This window comes from Coprococcus aceti, from assembly GCF_025567285.1.
Classification (GTDB): domain Bacteria; phylum Bacillota; class Clostridia; order Lachnospirales; family Lachnospiraceae; genus Coprococcus; species Coprococcus aceti.
The window spans coordinates 280,381-299,304 of sequence record NZ_JAOQJT010000003.1; the positions used below are offsets into that span (position 1 = coordinate 280,381).

The 18,924-nt window shown below is 45.2% G+C and carries 16 protein-coding genes; 13 read left to right on the forward strand and 3 right to left on the reverse strand.

The window, feature by feature from the left end; translation table 11 throughout:
- Positions 1–71: 71 nt before the first annotated feature.
- From eno to OCV54_RS06145, 5 genes are all read left to right on the forward strand, one after another.
- Positions 72–1,373 (forward strand): phosphopyruvate hydratase, encoded by a 1,302-nt coding sequence (gene eno, locus OCV54_RS06125; RefSeq protein WP_055146761.1) that lies wholly within the window; start codon positions 72–74, stop codon positions 1,371–1,373.
- A 193-nt stretch (positions 1,374–1,566) separates the two neighbouring features.
- Complete coding sequence (locus OCV54_RS06130; RefSeq protein ID WP_015533746.1) at positions 1,567–2,490, forward strand: DnaJ C-terminal domain-containing protein; 924 nt, start codon at positions 1,567–1,569, stop codon at positions 2,488–2,490.
- 148 nt (positions 2,491–2,638) lie between these two features.
- Positions 2,639–3,346, forward strand: coding sequence for a sce7726 family protein (locus OCV54_RS06135; protein WP_055223111.1), 708 nt, complete (start codon positions 2,639–2,641; stop codon positions 3,344–3,346).
- Between the two features lie 10 nt (positions 3,347–3,356).
- Positions 3,357–5,348 (forward strand): glycoside hydrolase family 31 protein, encoded by a 1,992-nt coding sequence (locus OCV54_RS06140; RefSeq protein ID WP_022217319.1) that lies wholly within the window; start codon positions 3,357–3,359, stop codon positions 5,346–5,348.
- 113 nt (positions 5,349–5,461) lie between these two features.
- Positions 5,462–6,259, forward strand: coding sequence for an HAD family hydrolase (locus OCV54_RS06145; RefSeq protein WP_015533749.1), 798 nt, complete (start codon positions 5,462–5,464; stop codon positions 6,257–6,259).
- A gap of 105 nt (positions 6,260–6,364) precedes the next feature.
- On the opposite strand, the gene OCV54_RS06150 is transcribed toward OCV54_RS06145, so the two are convergent.
- Positions 6,365–7,630 (reverse strand): sensor histidine kinase, encoded by a 1,266-nt coding sequence (locus OCV54_RS06150; RefSeq protein ID WP_015533750.1) that lies wholly within the window; start codon positions 7,628–7,630, stop codon positions 6,365–6,367.
- 128 nt (positions 7,631–7,758) lie between these two features.
- Positions 7,759–8,319, reverse strand: coding sequence for a response regulator transcription factor (locus tag OCV54_RS06155; protein WP_055223113.1), 561 nt, complete (start codon positions 8,317–8,319; stop codon positions 7,759–7,761).
- Positions 8,320–8,530: 211 nt separating this feature from the next.
- On the opposite strand from OCV54_RS06155, the gene OCV54_RS06160 reads away from it, so the two are divergent.
- From OCV54_RS06160 to OCV54_RS06180, 5 genes are read left to right on the forward strand one after another with little or no spacing between them, the layout of a single operon-like run.
- On the forward strand, positions 8,531–10,813 hold the full coding sequence (locus OCV54_RS06160) for an ABC transporter substrate-binding protein (RefSeq protein ID WP_015533752.1): 2,283 nt from the start codon (positions 8,531–8,533) through the stop codon (positions 10,811–10,813).
- Positions 10,806–11,657, forward strand: a complete 852-nt coding sequence (locus OCV54_RS06165) for a carbohydrate ABC transporter permease (RefSeq protein ID WP_055223115.1) — start codon at positions 10,806–10,808, stop codon at positions 11,655–11,657. Before OCV54_RS06160 ends, OCV54_RS06165 begins: the two co-directional genes overlap by 8 nt.
- Positions 11,654–12,511: a carbohydrate ABC transporter permease gene (locus tag OCV54_RS06170; protein WP_015533753.1), complete on the forward strand. Its 858-nt coding sequence runs from the start codon at positions 11,654–11,656 to the stop codon at positions 12,509–12,511. The genes OCV54_RS06165 and OCV54_RS06170 overlap by 4 nt, the downstream gene beginning before the upstream one ends.
- Before the next feature lie 37 nt (positions 12,512–12,548).
- Positions 12,549–13,595: an efflux RND transporter periplasmic adaptor subunit gene (locus OCV54_RS06175; protein WP_022217322.1), complete on the forward strand. Its 1,047-nt coding sequence runs from the start codon at positions 12,549–12,551 to the stop codon at positions 13,593–13,595.
- 10 nt (positions 13,596–13,605) lie between these two features.
- Positions 13,606–14,475, forward strand: a complete 870-nt coding sequence (locus OCV54_RS06180) for a hypothetical protein (RefSeq protein ID WP_015533755.1) — start codon at positions 13,606–13,608, stop codon at positions 14,473–14,475.
- Positions 14,476–14,524: 49 nt separating this feature from the next.
- Here OCV54_RS06180 and OCV54_RS06185 read toward each other — a convergent pair whose 3' ends face one another.
- Entirely contained in the window at positions 14,525–14,689 is a 165-nt protein-coding gene (locus tag OCV54_RS06185; protein WP_015533756.1) for a hypothetical protein, read from the reverse strand.
- Between the two features lie 278 nt (positions 14,690–14,967).
- On the opposite strand from OCV54_RS06185, the gene OCV54_RS06190 reads away from it, so the two are divergent.
- The 3 genes from OCV54_RS06190 (at position 14,968) to OCV54_RS06200 (ending at position 18,902) form a co-directional block, all read left to right on the forward strand.
- Positions 14,968–15,675 carry an ABC transporter ATP-binding protein gene (locus OCV54_RS06190; RefSeq protein ID WP_015533757.1) on the forward strand — a complete coding sequence of 236 codons (708 nt, stop codon included), beginning with the start codon at positions 14,968–14,970 and terminating at the stop codon, positions 15,673–15,675.
- Positions 15,614–18,151: an ABC transporter permease gene (locus OCV54_RS06195; protein WP_262563268.1), complete on the forward strand. Its 2,538-nt coding sequence runs from the start codon at positions 15,614–15,616 to the stop codon at positions 18,149–18,151. The genes OCV54_RS06190 and OCV54_RS06195 overlap by 62 nt, the downstream gene beginning before the upstream one ends.
- A gap of 64 nt (positions 18,152–18,215) precedes the next feature.
- A complete protein-coding gene (locus OCV54_RS06200) occupies positions 18,216–18,902 on the forward strand; it encodes a response regulator transcription factor (protein WP_022217324.1) in 687 nt (228 codons plus the stop codon).
- Positions 18,903–18,924: the final 22 nt, after the last annotated feature.

Sequence of the window (18,924 nt, forward strand, 5' to 3'; positions counted from 1 at the left end):
CTCTGTAAACTGCTGAATCGGAGGGACAGCAGGGGTTATACTCGCGCGACGAAAGGAGAAATATAAAAATGATGAATTATCTTGAGATTGAAAAGGTAATAGGAAGAGAGATCCTTGATTCAAGAGGAAATCCAACAGTTGAGGCGGAGGTGTATCTGGCAGATGGAACAGTAGGTCGTGGTGCGGCGCCAAGTGGAGCTTCCACAGGTGAGTTTGAGGCACTTGAGCTTCGTGATGGAGACAAGTCAAGATACCTCGGCAAGGGTGTTCAGAAAGCAGTAGAGAATATAAATACTACTATAAATGACGTACTTACAGGAATGGATGCGTCTGATATATATGCAGTTGATGCAGCAATGATCAAGGCTGATGGAACAAAGGACAAGTCAAACCTTGGAGCAAATGCTGTCCTTGCAGTTTCAATCGCAGCAGCAAGAGCAGCTTCAATCTCACTTGACATTCCTCTTTATAGATTCCTCGGTGGAATCTCAGGAAACAAGCTTCCAGTTCCAATGATGAACATCGTAAACGGTGGATGTCATGCTCTGTCATCAGGGCTTGACGTTCAGGAGTTCATGATCATGCCAGTTGGCGCTCCATCATTCAAGGAGTGTCTGAGATGGTGTGCAGAGGTATTCCACGCACTTGCAGGAATCCTCAAAGAGAGAGGCCTTGCTACATCAGTAGGTGATGAGGGTGGATTTGCCCCGGCACTTAAGTCTGACGAGGAGGCTATCGAGACAATTCTCGAGGCCGTAAAGAAGGCTGGATATGAGCCGGGTAAGGACTTCAAGATCGCTATGGATGCTGCTTCATCAGAGTGGAAGAGCGAGAAGGGCAAGGGCTGGTACAAGCTTCCAAAGGCTGGAACAGAGTATACAGCAGAGCAGCTCATCGAGCACTGGGCAAAGCTTGTTGAGAAGTATCCTATCATCTCAATCGAGGATGGTCTCGATGAGGAGGATTGGGAAGGATGGCAGAAGCTCACAGCAAGACTTGGCGACAAGGTCCAGCTTGTCGGTGATGATCTGTTTGTTACAAATACAGAGAGACTTGCAAAGGGTATCGAGATGGGATGCGCAAACTGTATCCTTATCAAGCTCAACCAGATCGGCTCAGTATCAGAGACACTTGAGGCTATCAAGATGGCTCATAAGGCTGGATACACAGCAATATCATCACACAGATCAGGTGAGACAGCGGATACAACTATCGCAGATCTCGCAGTAGCACTCAACACATGCCAGATCAAGACAGGTGCTCCTTCAAGATCAGAGAGAGTTGCAAAGTACAACCAGCTCCTCAGAATCGAAGAGCAGCTTGGCGACTCAGCTGTATATCCTGGAATCAAAGCTTTCAACGTAAAGCAGTAGGATAATAGCATTAGCCATACGAATGCATCTCCACTGGTGGAATCATCGGTGGAGGTGCTTTTTTTATACTTTAATTAAATAAAAAAATGACTAAAAATTGCCAGATAATATGTGTGTATTTTAACATTAAAAATATGGAATCACTTGACAGATAGTGTTAAACTATACATAGGCTTATCGGGAGGTAGGAATCATGGCTTCAAAAAGAGATTATTATGAAGTTCTCGGCGTATCAAAGACAGCCACAGACGCTGAGATAAAAAGAGCATATAGAACCCTGGCGAAGAAATACCACCCGGACACGAATCCTGGCGATGCGACGGCTGCAGAGAAGTTTAAGGAGGCCTCTGAGGCCTACGCGGTACTGTCTGATGCCGAGAAGAGGAAGATGTATGATCAGTTTGGAATGGCTGCATTCGATGGCTCCGGTGGAGCCGCCGGTGGTGATCCATTCGGAGGCGGAGGCTTCCACTTTGAGGGTGGAGACTTCGGTGATATGTTTGGCGATATATTTGGCTCGTTCTTTGGCGGCGGTGGCCGCTCACAGAGAGGTGGATTTGGCGGATTCGGTCAGGGAAGCTTCAATGCGCGGGGCAGAGATATGGAGGCAAGTGTCACGGTAGATTTTGATGATGCAGTATATGGTTGCGACAAGACTCTGTCGTTCAATGATGGACGGGGAGGAAGTTCCCAGTTCACTGTACACATTCCGGCGGGTATAGACAACGGCGGTGTGATAAGACTGGCTGGCAAGGGATATCCCGGAACCGGCAAGGGTCAGCCTGGAGATATGCTGCTGAAGGTCAATGTAAGAGATAAGGCAGGTTATGAGAGAAAGGGTCTGGATATATACACCACGGCTCTTGTGCCATTTGACACGGCAGTTCTCGGTGGAGAGATATTGGTCCACACCATGTTCGGTGATGTGAAGTGCAAGATAGCACCGGGTACTCAGTCGGGAAGCAAGATAAGGCTTCGTGGCAAGGGTGTTCAGGCAAGGGGTGGCAATACCCATGGAGATCACTATGTGACCGTGAGAATTGCAGTTCCAAGGAACATTTCACCAGAGGCGAAGGATGCGCTTAAGAAGTTCACAGAGCTTGTGAACAAGGGCTGATAATATTATGTTCACATAGAAACCAGGGCGGAAAGCTCACTTTATGAGCGGTCTGCCCTGGTTTTCTCAGCTAAAGCGGGAGATTCTTGACTTTGCAGACAAAAATACATATAAAGATTACTTTAAACAATTGATTTCAGGAGGGAAAATGTTATTAGATAAAGATATACGAGAACCCCTGTTTGATTTCCTTGAGGAGCGATATGGCAAGGTGCGTATCCTTGAGGAGAAGACCGTCGGAAACTCCCGTGCGGATGTGGTAATGGTCATTCCAGACAAGATAGTGGGAATCGAGATAAAAAGTGATGCGGATACATACACGCGGCTGGAGAGTCAGGTAGCAGACTATGATCTATATTTTGACCAGAATATCGTGGTGGTGGGAAGTACACATGCAGGTCATGTGGCAGAGCATGTGCCGGACTACTGGGGGATCATATCTGTTGAAGAATATGATACAGGCAGCAAGCCAGATGCAGAAGGCCTGGAGGATGGAGTGTCAGACAAGCTGACTCACAAGATCGATTTCTATGTGGTCAGGGAGATGCAGCCTAATCCACGGGCTGATCTGCTTCGTACCATACGTATATTGTGGAGACCGGAGCTTGCACATATTCAGGAGACCTACAGCCTTCCGATGTATAAGGGAAAGAGCAAGGATTTCGTCAGGACACTTATAGTTGACAGACTTCCGGCGGAGATCGTGCATCATGAGATAAGTGAGATCCTGTTCGAGAGGGATTATGCCGCCATGATCGAGCAGATACAGGAATTCAGAAAGGCACAGGCGGCAAAGCGCGGCAAGACGATCAGGAGAAAGAAAAAGAGATACAGAAGAAAAAAGAGAGATGCATAGAGGTGACAGCATGATAAAGAAGTATACATACGGAAAGCCATTTCAGACAGAATCAGTAGTGGTAGATATCGCAGCAGAAAAAGGACAGCCAGATCACGGCAATATAGACTTAACAGCCGGATTTTCGTACACATTTGGTCTTGAGGACAGTGATATAGTGTATGGCCTTGGCGAGGCGAACAGAGGAATCAACAAGAGAGGCTACAAGTACATAAGCAACAATGCAGACAATCCGCATCATCACGAGGATGTATACTCACTGTATGCATCACACAACTTTATTATAGTTTCAGGAGCGCAGACATTTGGCCTGTATTTTGACTATCCATCCACGATCACATTTGACGTGGGATATACGAAGTGCGATGAGCTGCATATTTTCTGTGACAGCGCAGATTTGGATATCTATGTGATAACAGGTGACAGCCCATATGATATCACGAAGCAGTTTAGGAAGATGATCGGAAGGAGTTATATCCCGCCAAAGTTTGCATTTGGATTTGGACAGAGCCGCTGGGGATACAAGACACCGGAGGACTTTGAGACGGTGGCGAGAAAATACAGAGAGAACCACATCCCGATCGATATGGTCTACATGGATATAGATTACATGGACAGCTATAAGGATTTCACCATAAATGACGACTTTGGCGATTTTTCGGAGTATGTGGAGAATCTGAAAAAGGATAATATACGCCTGATCCCGATCATCGATGCCGGAGTAAAGATTGAGGAAGGTTACGATGTGTATGAGGAGGGCGTGGCAAATAACTACTTCTGCAAGAGAGCAGATGGAAGTGATTTCGTTGCGGCGGTATGGCCGGGATATACACATTTCCCTGATGTGCTGAACCCTGAGGCGAGACGCTGGTTCGGTGCAAAGTACAAGATTCTGACGGATGCAGGTATAGAGGGCTTCTGGAATGACATGAATGAGCCGGCGATCTTCTTCACCCCGGAGGGCGTGAGCGAGCTGAAGAAAGCTATGAAGAAGTTCATTGAGAAGGACGAGACTGTGGACGATGTCTGGGGCATCTCGGGTATGGCGGCAGGTGTTGCCAACAATCCGAAGGATTACGCATCTATGTATCACAATGTGGATGGGGAGATGGTGCGTCACGACAAGGTTCACAACCTCTTTGGATATAACATGACAAGGGCGGCAGGCGAGGCGCTTCGCGAGATCTCACCGGATGAGAGACGACTTTTGTTCTCCAGATCGTCTTATATAGGGATGCATCGTTATGGCGGCGTCTGGATGGGCGATAACAAATCGTGGTGGTCACACATCCTGCTCAACATCAAGATGCTTCCGTCCATGAATATGTGCGGTTTCCTGTATACGGGCGCGGATCTCGGCGGATTTGGATGCGACACATCCAGAGACCTTCTTCTCAGATGGCTCGCACTCGGCGTGTTCACTCCGCTCATGCGTGACCATTCCTGTGAAGGCACAAGAAATCAGGAGTGCTATCAGTTTGAGCATATAGAGGATTTCAGGAATGTGATCGGTGTCCGTTACCGATTGCTTCCATATATATACAGTGAGTACATGAAGGCGGCATTGACTGACGACATGATGTTCAAGCCTCTGGCATTTGAATATCCGGATGATAGGATCGCGGCTCATGTTGAGGATCAGCTCATGCTTGGAAATGAGATCATGATCGCACCGGTTTACACGCAGAATGCCATCGGAAGATATGTGTATCTGCCAGAGGATATGCTGCTTGTAAGGTTTACGGCAGATGGCTCAGTGGAGCAGACGGAGATGCCTGCGGGACATCATTTCGTGGAGGTTCCGGAAAATGAGGTCATCCTGTTTGTAAGAAGTGGCAAATGTATCCCTGTCGTGGATGTGGCGGAGTGCGTTGCTGATATCGACAAGACTACAATGCAGCTGATTGGCTATAAGAACAGCAGCTATATGCTGTACGATGATGACGGATATACCAGAGAGTATGATCTGGAGAAGAATTGTGTCACCTTGAATAAAAAGTAAGATGCGAAGAGCAGCCCTTAGTTGGATCGAGAGAACAGCGGGGCAGGGATAAGCCGGTAGTGGCATGGTTAGTATATAATAGATATCATAGAATATTCACAAGGAAGAAAAACATGAAAAACGTAAAATTAATAGCATCAGATATGGATCACACATTGTTGATGGAAAATGGAAAACTCCCGGATGGCTTTTTTGACTACATTGACAGGCTGGATGAGAAAGGAATCAGATTTGTTGTAGCCAGCGGGAGACCTATGTACACCCTGAGAAACATGTTTGGAGACAAGATGGATAAGCTTGTGGTTATCGGCGATAATGGTGCTGCCATATCAAACTGCGGTGAGATCATATATAAGAGCCTGATGGATGTGGAAGAGTACCAGAAGATGATACGATTTGTGGAGGACGAGACCGATGGAGTCGCAGTGCTCTGCGCCCTTTCCGGGGCTTATGTCCTGAAGAAATACGAGAAATATGCGAAGTTTTTCCGTGCATTCTTAAGCAATCTCACATTTGTCGACGATATGAGGAGCCTTGATGTCGAGGCCAATAAGTTTACGATATTTGCTCCTGATGGGGATGCTGCCGTGAAGTACAAAGAGATCTATACGCCTCGTTTTGGCGATAACTTCTCAGTCACTGTGGGCGGAAGAGAATGGATAGACATCATGAACAAAGGTGTTGACAAGGGCATGGCTATGCGAAAGATCGGAGAACTCCTTGATGTTGATACCAGTGAGATGATGGCATTTGGAGACAACTTCAATGATGCGGAGATGCTTAAGACGGTATATTACAGCTATATCGTGGCAAATGCGCAGCCCGGCATGGAGAAATTTGCAAGATTCCGCGCCCCATCCAATGAGGAGCGCGGTGTGCTGCAGGTTATGGAACAGGTGCTGACATCATAACAAGAATATTCCAGCATTACGAGACTGAAATGATATGTACCCTCTTTACTGGACAACCAGTAAGGAGGGTATTTTTATATGTGTGAGTACAAGTCGAGAATGGAATTACAGTTTAAAGGTAAGTGTAAATATGCTTCCATGTGGTATGTTGTCACATACGGTGAGGTCGGCACTGTGTAGATCTGCTATACTTTTGGCAATGCTGAGACCAAGACCGAAATGGGTCCGGTGATCATTGCGCCCTGAGTAAAATGTCTCAAATATGTGAGGCTTGTCCTCATCGCTTATCCCATCACCCGTATCAGATATCTGGTAACACAATCTCTGGTCTCTCATAGATACTGACATAGATATGGCCCCTTTGGAGGTACACGATATGGCGTTGTCGACCAGAATTGACATGCACTGGAGCATTCTGTCCCTGTCCATGGAGAAAAGCGGCAGCGGGTCGTCCGGTATGGACACAACCAGATCTACATTTTTCTGAATGGCAATGGGTTCAAAGCGATCATAACAATCTATTATTATATCTTCCGGGTGAACCTCATCAAAATTATCTCTGCCAGACTTCTTGATATCGGCAAATGTCAGAAGATTGTTCACCATATCAGTCATCCTGTCACATTCCCTCTGGGCTGTTAAAATATAATCATTGTCAGTCTCGTTCGGCTTACTGCCGGATAGTCCGTTGAGGCATGATTTGATGATGGTTATAGGTGTTTTCAGCTCATGGGACGCCACAGCTATGAACATATCCTGCTTCTGATATGCCTTATTTACAGGGACAAGTATCCTGACCGTGAAAATGCATGAGAAGATGGACAGAAGTATGATCGCGGCGGAAGTTATGAGCAGAAATAAAATAATTATCTTTGTCTTGTATGCGGATAATACAGCATTGTTGAATACTGTGTGTATGGTATAGAAAGTGCCACCTATATTTATGATGCTGTAGCTGTTCCAGTAGTCTATATGATTATACCTGACAGTATAAAATCTTCTGTTGGTTTCCCCTTGATTTACCGCATTGTAATAATCATCCCAGTACATAGGCTGAGAGTATGGAGAGGCAGCTTCCAGAACTGCTGCACTCTCTGCAAAGCTGTTTGTCGACATGACTGTGTTGCTGTTTCGCAGCACATCTATATTGAGATTTTTCTCGCTGTATTCGGTTAGAATCGGAATGTCCAGGATGCTCACCTGTTCGAGATATGAGTATAAAAGATTTACATCCCTTGAGTACGATACATGAGTGCTGTTTGTGTACTCCTTTATCACAGTGTGGAGCAGCAGTATGGACATGGCGGCCAGAATGACCGCAATGACGGAGGACAGAAATGTGGAAAGTCTTTTTTTTAGCTGCGCTATCATGTAGATGTGTCCCCCTCTCCACAGACGAGCATATATCCATTGCCGTATACTGCCTTTATCACAAGATGGCTATGGATTGTCTTAAGTCTGTTTCTCAGAAAATAAATGTAATTCAGTATATTTCCATTTCACACATTTGAGGTCAGTCCCCATATGGATTCTATGATCTCGTCCTGACTGACGATCTTTCCTGCTGATCTCAGCAACAGTTCAAATAGCTGGGATTCTCTGTTGGTGAGCCGCACCGACTGGTCACCACATTGAAGTGTCCGGCTGTCAATCAGATAAGTGACATCCCCATATGAATAGTCAAATGTATGAATCTGGTGAGATCTTCGGTATAGTGCATTTACACGGGCCAACAGCTCGTCAAATTCAAAAGGTTTGACGATGTAATCATCGGCGCCACGGGAAAATGCTGCAGTTTTGTTCTCAAGTGTTCCGAGGGCTGTGAGCATTATCACGGGTATTGATATTCTGTCAAAATATAATTGGTTCAGAATGTCCAGGCCGGACATGTCGGGGAGCATCCAGTCAAGCACCATGATGTCGATGTCCGCACCGGAATATATGAGCTCCGTACCCTGCTTTCCGGTTGTACACAGTGTCACGGTTATTCCGTGATCTTCCATTTGCCTTTTCAGTATTTTCCCAAGATTGAGGTCATCCTCTACAAGAAGCAGATTCATACATATCCCCTTTTCGTTATTGTGATATGGAATGTAGACCATATGTAGTTCGTAGTTCATTCCTACTTTATAGTAATTCATTTGAGGAGCGTTTGAAAGCGGTATACTCAATTTAGATGTTTTTTAGATAATCCATGAGACTGTGGATGCTACAATCTGTATATGAAGACCTGGGAAGAGGGAGAATACCAATTGGGAAAAGGAGGTAATTATGAGACGTATAAATATATTTTTACTGCTTGCCGCCGTTATAATAATGTGTTGTGGCTGCGCTGGTACATCAGAAAATGAAGAAAATGTGAAGGGAATGTCTGAATACCAGAAGGCACAGTTAGATGTGGCGGAGGTGTATGGATTTGGAAAGACTCATGATGGCTATGTATGCATAGGAGAAAATCCTGACGGGGATGCTGTAAAGATGACGCTCACATCACTTGATGGTGAGCCCCGGGAGGAAAAGCTTGACTTAGATTCTATAATATCAGCGGATGAGAAGATATCGGCAGCATATGTTGATGGGGATGGGAGTGTCTATATAGCTTTGAGCAGTGTCACAGGAGATGGTGACATAGAGAGCAGGATCGCCTTAATAACAGGGAATGGAGAAGTCAGACAGTTATCCGAGGGCATTGAGGGAAATGTGACAGCTGTCAGACTGCTTGCTGACGGTTCCGGCTATATCTCAGGCTGCCCGGGCGGTGAGATAAGGTGCTTTTCCATGGACGGCGAAGAGAGATTTGCCATCAAAAATATGGATTACACAGATATATGTGTGGCGGGAGATCGGCTTATGGTTTTAACAGAGAGAAGTCTGTTGTCATATGACATATCCGATGGAAGTGAGGCTGAGACCACCACGTCATTTGATGAGGGAATGGCGGATGGGCTTGCCGAGACATTCAGCGGCAAGGGGATGGATGCGGTGAGCTGCAGAAATGTCATGAAGTATGATGACGCTACTGACTCACTGTATCTCATGCTGAGCACAGGGTTATATGAGTATAAGCTGGAGGATAGGCTGGGGATAAGACTTGCGACATTCAGGGATTCGGATATCGAGTACGACTATGTGGTTGAAAGCAGCGATACATTTGTTGCGATAGCTGGTGACAGGAGCGGAAGAAAGAATGTGGTGGTGTATTCATCTGATCCAAGCTATGCATCAACCGTGGTAGATGAGGAGCCGGATGATAAGACGGTCACACTATATTCGCTCTATTATGCGGAGAGCTATGAAACCTTGATCTCGTGGTATGAGGCATACCATTCGGATATGACTGTGAAGTATGTGTGGGGCGTGGATGACGAGAATGGAATATCTGAGAGCGATGCCATAAGTGCGCTCAATACACAGCTCCTGGCAGGTGAGGGACCAGATGTCATCATCATGGATGGGCTGAATGTTGGAAGCTATGAGGATACCGGAGTTCTCATGGAATTGTCCAAGGTGTATGACGATATACTGCAGGAAAATCCAGATTGCCTGGAAAATGTGTTAAATGCATACAGAAATAGTGATGGTTCGATATACGCAATTCCGGCTATGGAGACATTTACTGCCATTATCGGACCGGAGAATGAGGTCAAGAACGTGACGGATGCCCGGTCGCTTGCAGCATATATAAGCAGTCAGGACAGACCGGAATATGGAAATGACTTGTCATTCTATTACTGGGAGTGCTATTTCGATACGCTGTATCCGGTATATGCATCGGAGATTGTGGATAGTGATGGAAATTACGATGCTGAGATGCTCAGAAAATTTCTGGAGGACTTAAAGCTTCTGTATGACACGGAAATGGAGCGGACGACCCAGGATCAGATCGATGAGTGGACTGCCGAGTGGGGAAGCTACAGCGATCAGGTAAAAAGAGCCATAAACAGTGAATATATGAGTCCGCTGTTTAACAGATCATGGTCTGGCAGAAAGTCAGCATTTGTGAATATGAAAACTATGGGAGAGTCCTGGCGTTTTTATAGTATAAAAGAGGACTATGGGGTGGGAGCAGGCGAGAGCGGAGAAAACACAGATTACGCATACGAAATATGGGGAAATGACAGTGGGAAAGTATTTGTGCCAAACACAGTCATAGCGGTAAATGCCGGTTCAAAGAGCCTGGACAATGCGGTCAGTTTTATGAAGGCTTTGTTCAGCACGGATGTACAGAAAATATATTACGGAGTTGATTGTGGCAATCCGGTAAATATGGAGGGCGTGCGGGAATGGAACAGAGAGGCACAGTCCATGGGAACTCCGGGCGGAAAGATCACGCTGGGCGGAAGTGATTACATGGACTGGTCGTATTGGCGTAAGGAAGAGTATCTTGATGAGTATATAAGAAAACTTAGAGAGCTGGATACTCCGTCAAATCCTGACGCGAGGGTCCGCAGTGTGATAAGGGATAACGCTGCAGACTATCTTGAAAATGGTGAGAGTCTGGACAGTATAGTAGATTCCATCGATAAACTTTTAGGGGTATATCTGAGTGAATAAATTGGTTAGCAGAAGAACAAATGAAACGGTTGGATTTGTGATTCCGGGCTTTGTGGGTGTCCTGATCTTCGTGGTAATTCCGCTGATGGATGTATTCATATCATCCTTTCGTCATGCGGGGCAGGGCGGATTTGCAGGACTGCAGAACTACAGAGCCGTCTGGAGCAATACGGCATTCAGACTGGCGGCGGGCAATTCCCTGAGGTTTGAACTGGTGAGTGTTCCACTGCTCATGGTGATATCGCTGATAGTTGCGATAGAGGTATACGGAATGAAAAGCAACATAGTCAGGTTTGCATTTCTCATTCCACTTGCCATACCGTCAAATTCGTTGGCAGTGGTATGGAAGATATTATTCGCCGATCTCCTTTCGGGAAAGGCTGTCTTCTGGCTTTTTGTAGGTACATTTATATTTAAGAATACAGGATACAACATGCTAATCTGGATGTCTGGATTGTCAGCGATACCGGAGACTGTGTATGATGCTGCCCGGGTTGACGGAGCCGGAAGATTTACACAGATATTCAGGATCACACTTCCGAATATGAAGAGATCTTTTTTTATCGTAGCCATGTTGTCAGTGGTGAACTCCCTCAAAATATTCAGGGAGCAGTATCTGATGGCGGGTAGTTATCCCGATATGAGTATATACCAGATACAGCACACATTTAACAACTGGTTTGAGAAGCTGGAGATCAGCAAGCTCACAGCGGGAGCGGTTATGACGGCTGTTGTATTTTTCGGGATCATACTTGCCATACGTGCCTTATGTCTGATCGACTGGCATGGGATCTCGGCGAAGTATAACAGAAAAATTTTCCAGAGAGGACGTGGGGGCAAATGAGATATATGGCAGAGGGGATACATTTGTTATTGAAGGTGTTCGTCATAATTGGTGCGGTACTTGCGGTGCTTCCGTTATTGTTTCTGGTAAGTGGTGTATTTATGGGTGAGACAGAGCTTGGGCAGTTATTGTTTTCGGGAACTGACGGCGGAGCTGGATACACTGCGTGGCATATGATACCGCTTTATCCGACATTTCAAAATATCGTGGAGCTGCTGTTTGACACTCCGGAATACTATGTGCTTTTCTGGAACTCGGTGAAGATTGTCGGGGTGGTAATAGCCGGACAGCTTGTGTTCGCTGTGCCGGCGGCATGGGGATTGTCCCGGAGCGGCAGCAGGTGGGCAAAGCTGATATTTGGCCTGTATATGTTCTGCATGATACTTCCATTTCAGGTGACGATGCTGTCACAGTACATAGTGCTAAACAGTCTCAACATGATAAATACCCATTGGGCTATCATTTTGCCGCTGATGTTCTCAACATTTCCGATATTCATTATGTACAGTGCCTTTGAGCAGGTTCCTGATTCTGTGGTTGAGGCGGCGAGGCTGGACGGTGCTGGCAGCTTCAGGATATTTATATATATGGCTGTTCCCATAGCAAAGAGGGGGATCATAGCGGCGGTGATATTGGGATTCCTTGAATATTGGAATGTCGTGGAGCAGCCGGTTGTATTCCTCAAGGACAAATATCTGTGGCCGCTGTCTGTATATCTGCCAAATGTGACCGAGGGAAGCGCGGGGAGAGCGTTTACATTTGCCTTGTTCAGCTGTGTTCCCTCACTGATCGTGTTCTATGTAGGCAGGGTAATTCTGGCGGAGGGAATATCCATAGGCTCTGCCGAGGATTGATGAAGGCTGGTTGTAGGAGAAAAACAGGAGAAGAGTTATGAGGCGATTTTCAGGAAAGCGATTTGAAACAAAGCTATGGGCAGAATGCGGGGTAAAGGCTGTTGGAATATTTATGGCGGTGGTTATTGCCGGCACATTTATGTCGAGATTTGCGAGCAGTGCCCTGACACCGAGGGTCGAGACGGAATATGCGGTGTCTGGGACGGTATCCACGGAGATTTTGCAGGATGTGGTGATAGATGGAGACAAGAAGACGCCGGTGTACGTCTATCCAGGACTTTTGGCCCAGGAGATATATGTGAGTGTCGGGAAAAAGATAGAGCAGGGAGATCCCCTTATGAGGGTGGATGTGGCAGCTGTCAGATCTGAGTATCTTGAGAAGAAGCTCGAACAGAAAAAACTGAAGGAACAATACTGGTACACATGGGGAGACGAGATGGCGGTTATGGATGACAAGATCGCCGTGGTGGATGAACAGATCTCATATCTGGGGAAACTCATGGATGACAATGGTGTTGTCTGTTCGGAGCTTAATGGGCTCATATCGGAGTCCAGAGTTGGAATCGGAAATAAGACTACTGAAGAGGCAGCTTTTGTGATAACAGAGAAGTCGGACAGCTACACCATAAAAATGTCAGTGACTGAGGAGCAGAGACGGTACATAGAAAAGGGGGATAAAGTTACAGTCCAGATGGATGACAGCGGTGTGAATACCGAGGTATCTGCAGTGTACAGTAATGTTGAAAATGGTCAAGGCTATATAGTGGAGGCTGTTGTTCCGGGCGATACATTCGATGTGGGGGACAGCGTGCTGGCAGAGATCTCACATCAGTCTGAAAAGTACGGATCTGTAGTTTCCATGTCAGCAATACACGCTGATGTGTCTGGTTCATACGTGCTTGTCGAGAGACCGAAGGATACTCTTCTGGGGACGGAGTATGTTGCAGAAAAGGTATACGTGACCGTCGGGGATACAAATAATTATGATGCCGGTCTTAAGAAGAGCCCATTCACCGGTGATGATAAGATCATTGTAAGTTCTGACAAGAAAGTGGAAGCCGGTGATACTGTACGTGAAAAATAGGTGGCTTTGTATGAGGAAATTTGTGATCGGTATATTTGTCGGAATTGCGTTGTTGTGGCTGTTTATATGGAATGTAGTAAATGAAATATATATGAGTGGCGGGTATGGTGTCGACAGAAATTATGCATTTGTCACCACAGGGCAGACCATGTACACCAGAATGAAGGATGAGGATTATGTGAAGGGCACGTACAGGATATATCCGGGCGAGACGGTTGGCGGAGATGCTGTATATAAAAAGGTGCAGTCAGATATAGTTGTGGTTGATTTTGCGGTGGAGGATATGTTTTGGGGAGCTGGAGCTCTGAGAAGAAATGATGCAGCTGGATGTATCATAAGCGGGGAGCTTTCGTATACACTGTTTGGAAGTCGCCATACCACCGGTTCCGTCGTGACCGTGCTTGAAAAAGAGTATGTCATCCGTTCTGTCATTGACTCGGAGGAAAGTTTCATGATCGTTCAGGCAGAGCAGGGGCATGGCGGTGACTGGGAGTTTGCCGACAGTAAAATTATAGATGGCATGGTGCTCGATATATCAGATGAAAATTACAGAGGGGAATATGCCGAGGAGGCTGCCGTTCATCATGGTTATGGCAGCAGCTTTTACTATGCCTCGGATTATCTGGATATTCTGCCGGACATAAATCTGCCGTCAAAATGGTCAGATTTTGATTTCTGGAGTGATGCCTCAGATGAACTTGAGGCTATACATGAGCGAAGATTGTATTCTGACAAGGATGTGCTGGAGATATTTTATCACAGATGTGGGCAGCAGCTGAATATGTACAGGCAGCGCAGCGCAATATCCGCACTGTTACTATCTGGCTGGTGCGTGATGGTTCTTGTTAATATCAGAAAAAATTCTAAAAAATCTGCTTAGGGAATTGATGCTTTATGAAACTTGTGTTAAAAATACTAGCAGAAGTTCCCTAAGGAGATGTCATATGATTTACACATATCCGGATTATTATAAGAAATTCAATTGCATAGCGGACAAATATTACACGTACCGAATTATTTTCATCTATAAGATCATCTAATGATGAAGTAACCATTCTTGTCTGGTTTCTATCAATTCCAACAATATATGCCATAATCTATCCTTCTAGATTCAATATCTTGCACTTTAATAATACCATTTATTTGAATTGTTTGACAGTCTGGCGTACGGTGCTGTGAGAGGACGGCGGTTAATTACTGCCGCCTACTCGATTATTGATAATGTAAGCAGTGACCACTAAAACTTAATATTAAACGTAATAAGATTGTAAGATGTGGATGTTAGAATAAAATCGTCAAATAGATCAGACGGCAAATAGATCAGATAAAGAAATGACAGAAAATGAAAAAGAAATGAAAAGGAAGATGTATCATGAATATATTATCAACCCACAATCTTACAAAGACATACGGAACAGGAGACAATGTCGTGCATGCGCTTACAGATGTGTCACTTGATATTGAAGAGGGAAAATTTGTATCTATCATAGGCAGTTCAGGAAGTGGAAAGTCAACACTTCTAAATCTCTTAGGAGGACTCGACAGGCCAACATCGGGGGATGTTATACTGGACGGCAAAGCTATTTTTGAAATGGACGATGAGGCACTTACTATATTCAGAAGACGAAAGATAGGATTTGTCTTCCAGAATTACAATCTGGTGCCAATATTAAATGTGTACGAGAATATAGTGCTTCCGATCGAGCTGGATGGAACGAAGATAGACACTGCGTATGTAGATAAAATTATGGATGTGCTCGGGTTATCGGAAAAGAAATTTTCCATGCCTAACCAGCTGTCAGGAGGCCAGCAGCAGAGGGTTGCGATAGCCAGAGCGCTGGCAGCAAAACCTTCTATCATATTGGCTGATGAACCGACAGGCAATCTGGACAGCAAGACCAGCATGGATGTCATTGCACTGTTAAAGCTGACTGGTAAAGAGTTTGCACAGACGATAGTGATGATCACTCATAATGAAGAGATAGCAACCATGGCAGACCAGATGATACGGATCGAAGATGGCAGGATCTTCTCAGCAGGAGTACCAGATGGGGCAAATGGGGGTGAGAAGGATGCTTAGAAACAATAACCAGGCGGCGGTGAGCAGGATATATCACCGCATGTTAAAGCAGAATAAAGTGCGAAATGTAATTGTTATTTTGGCGATCGTTCTCACAACATTTATGTTCACGGCTGTATTTACATTGGGATTTTCCATAGCTAAAAATCTTAACCAGATGCAGCTCAGACTTCAGGGAACAAGATCTTCTATATATATGGAGCATCCATCTGAAGGTCAGATAAATGATATAAAGTCCTGTCCGTCACTTCTTGCGGCGGGAATACAGATTGATGCACAGACGGTAAGCACGGAGTCAGGCAAGTACAGTTATCTGCTTCAATATTATGATGATACGGAATTTAATGAGAATCTGAAGCCGGCCATAACCAATGTAAATGGCAGCTATCCGAAGGACGAGAATGAGATAATGCTCACAAAGCAGATACTTGACAATATGGGTATTACGTCGCCAAAGGTAGGTCAGAACGTTACTTTGGTGATGGATGGTGAGAGGAAAAATTTTGTGCTCTCAGGCTGGTACACAGGATTTGCCAAGAGCAGCATATGCCTGGTGTCAAAGAAATATGTGGATTCCCAGGGAATAGATATGCAGAAAGATGGACGTGTCAGTATCTCCGCAAAGGAGGGCAAGGGTGACAAACTCCAAGATGAACTTGAGAAAAATGTTACTTTGAGGCAGGACCAGAAGTTTGACGTGAAATATGATGTTCAGTCTGAAAATGGTTCAAACCGTGTTTTTATAGCTATAAGTATAGGCATTATAGCTCTTATGATACTCCTTAGTGGATATCTTCTTATATATAATGTAATGTATATATCTGTTACAAAGGATATAAGATTCTATGGAATGTTGAAGACCATCGGAGCCACGATGTCCCAGATACAGAAGATAGTGAAAAAACAGGCACTATATCTGGCTTGTATAGGAATTCCGATAGGGGTACTCCTTGGAACGGCGGTGTCATTTGGCGTTGTTCCTCTTGCTATGAACATGCTGTCGATAGACAGGGAATCTGCACTTTCATCGGCGGTCAGTTTCAATCCGGGAATATATGTATTCTCCGTGGTATTTGCATTTGCAACTGTATTTATAAGTGCAAGGAAACCGGCAAAATATGCTGGGAAGATATCTGCAATCGATGCTATGAAGTATGCTGGAAATATATCGGGAACAAGATATAAGTCCACCAGTGGAGGAAGACCCTGGAAGATGGCATGGAGGAATGTGTTTCGTGAAAAGAAGAGAAGTATACTTGTGTTTGCATCAATATTCATGGGTTCAGTTACATTTCTGTGTGTGAATACATTTATATCATGCATGGATGCGGACAGTTATATAGAGCACTATATTCACAATGATTATGTGCTATATGGCGACGGAGAATCAGATAACTCTAAGCTTCGGGCGACCATGGCAGACATCGCGGATCAGATGCGAAACATTCCGGGTATGGGTACTGTAGAGGCGAACAGAAGTGCAAAGGTAAGGCTGCCATTTGACGCTGAACTTTATGCACCGTTTATTGAGACCGAGGATGACCCGGAATCTCTTGCGACATTTTATGAGACAACGACCAACAGTGAGGCACAGTATGGGGCACCGCTGATATCTGTCAATTCAGATATGATAAAGCTCTACAACAAAACTGCCAGACAGAAGATTGATATAGATGCATTCGAAAAAGGAGAGGTATGTCTGATAGGTTATGTAGATTCCATATCAGCGTCGGAGCGGATGACGGATAAGACTCTGACACTTGTAAATGACCAGACGGGCAGGAAGAGACAGATCTCAGTCGGTGTAGCCATGATGAGAACAGAGCAGTCAGCAATCACCGCCGGATATTACTGGGTACTTGGTGGAGCTCCGGAGGCGATATTTGTGAGTGATGCGGTGATGGATGATCTGTTCCCGGATGCGGAGATCTCATGCATCATTGCGGATGCGGAGAAAGGAAAAGAATCAGAAGTGACACCATATGTACAGCGCATCGTAAAGGAAAATCCAGTCATAGCCGGGAGTGATATCAAGTCGGTGGAGGGCTCGGAATTCAAGAAGTCTATGCTGTCGCTTGAGGTGATAGGCGGTGGAATGTCGATCATATTGATACTTATCGGAGTGGTGAATTATATCAATGTCATGATCACCGGTGTATATACGAGAAAACTGGAACTGGCAGTGCTTGAGAGCGTTGGAATGACAAAGAGGCAGATACGTAATATGCTTATGTACGAGGGCATGTTTTATGGTATTATAACAACAGTACTTATTGTGACGCTTGGAAGTCTTATGATGTATGGAGCTGGCCGGCTAAGTGTGAATATAGCCGATTATGCAGTGTTTAATTATCCGTATGCACTTGTTGCCGGAGTCGTTGTTGTGCTGTTTGCTATATGCATTGTGGTTCCGGCGATGGTGTTCAGACTTGTGACAAAAGATACGGTGACAAGCCGGCTGAGAGAAGCATCATAGATATTGGGCAGACCGGCAGTCGTGAAAATGATATGGAATCAGCATGTAATTGATAGGAGAAAGTATGAAACGTATTTTGGTCGTGGAGGATGATGTGATCATATGTGGAGGTGTGAAGTTATTCCTTGAAAAGATGGGATACGAAGTTGAAACTGCGTACTCATGCAAGGAGGCGGATGGCTGTCTGGAACATGGCTTCGATCTGATATTGCTTGACAGAAACCTTCCCGATGGAAGGGGTCTTGACTATTGCAGAGAACTGAGAAAAAGTACAAATGTCCCGATCATCTTCCTCACGGCAAGAGATACGGAGGCTGATATGATAGAGGGGTTCCGGGCCGGCTGCGATGACTATATAGCGAAGCCGTTTTCCGTGGAACTTCTGTATCAGCGGATAGAGGCAGTCCTTCGAAGAAGTGAAAATGCACTGGATGGGGTAAAGCGCGAACGTTTTCATTATGGGGATATGAGTGTTGACTTTGAACGGATGCAGGTGTACATATCGGATGAACCGATAAAGCTGTCCGTTACGGAATACAGGATACTGGAACTGCTGATAAAAAATAAGGGGCGCGTTCTCACAAGGGATATGATCATACAGAAGATTTGGGATGATAATGAAAATTATGTGGATGAGAACACGCTGAATGTGCATATCAGGAGACTGCGTCAGAAGATAGAAAAGGATGCCGGCAATCCGGAGTATGTGATCACGGTGTTTGGAATTGGATATACATTTGGCGAGACATAGGCAGAGGTAGATAACAGAGATA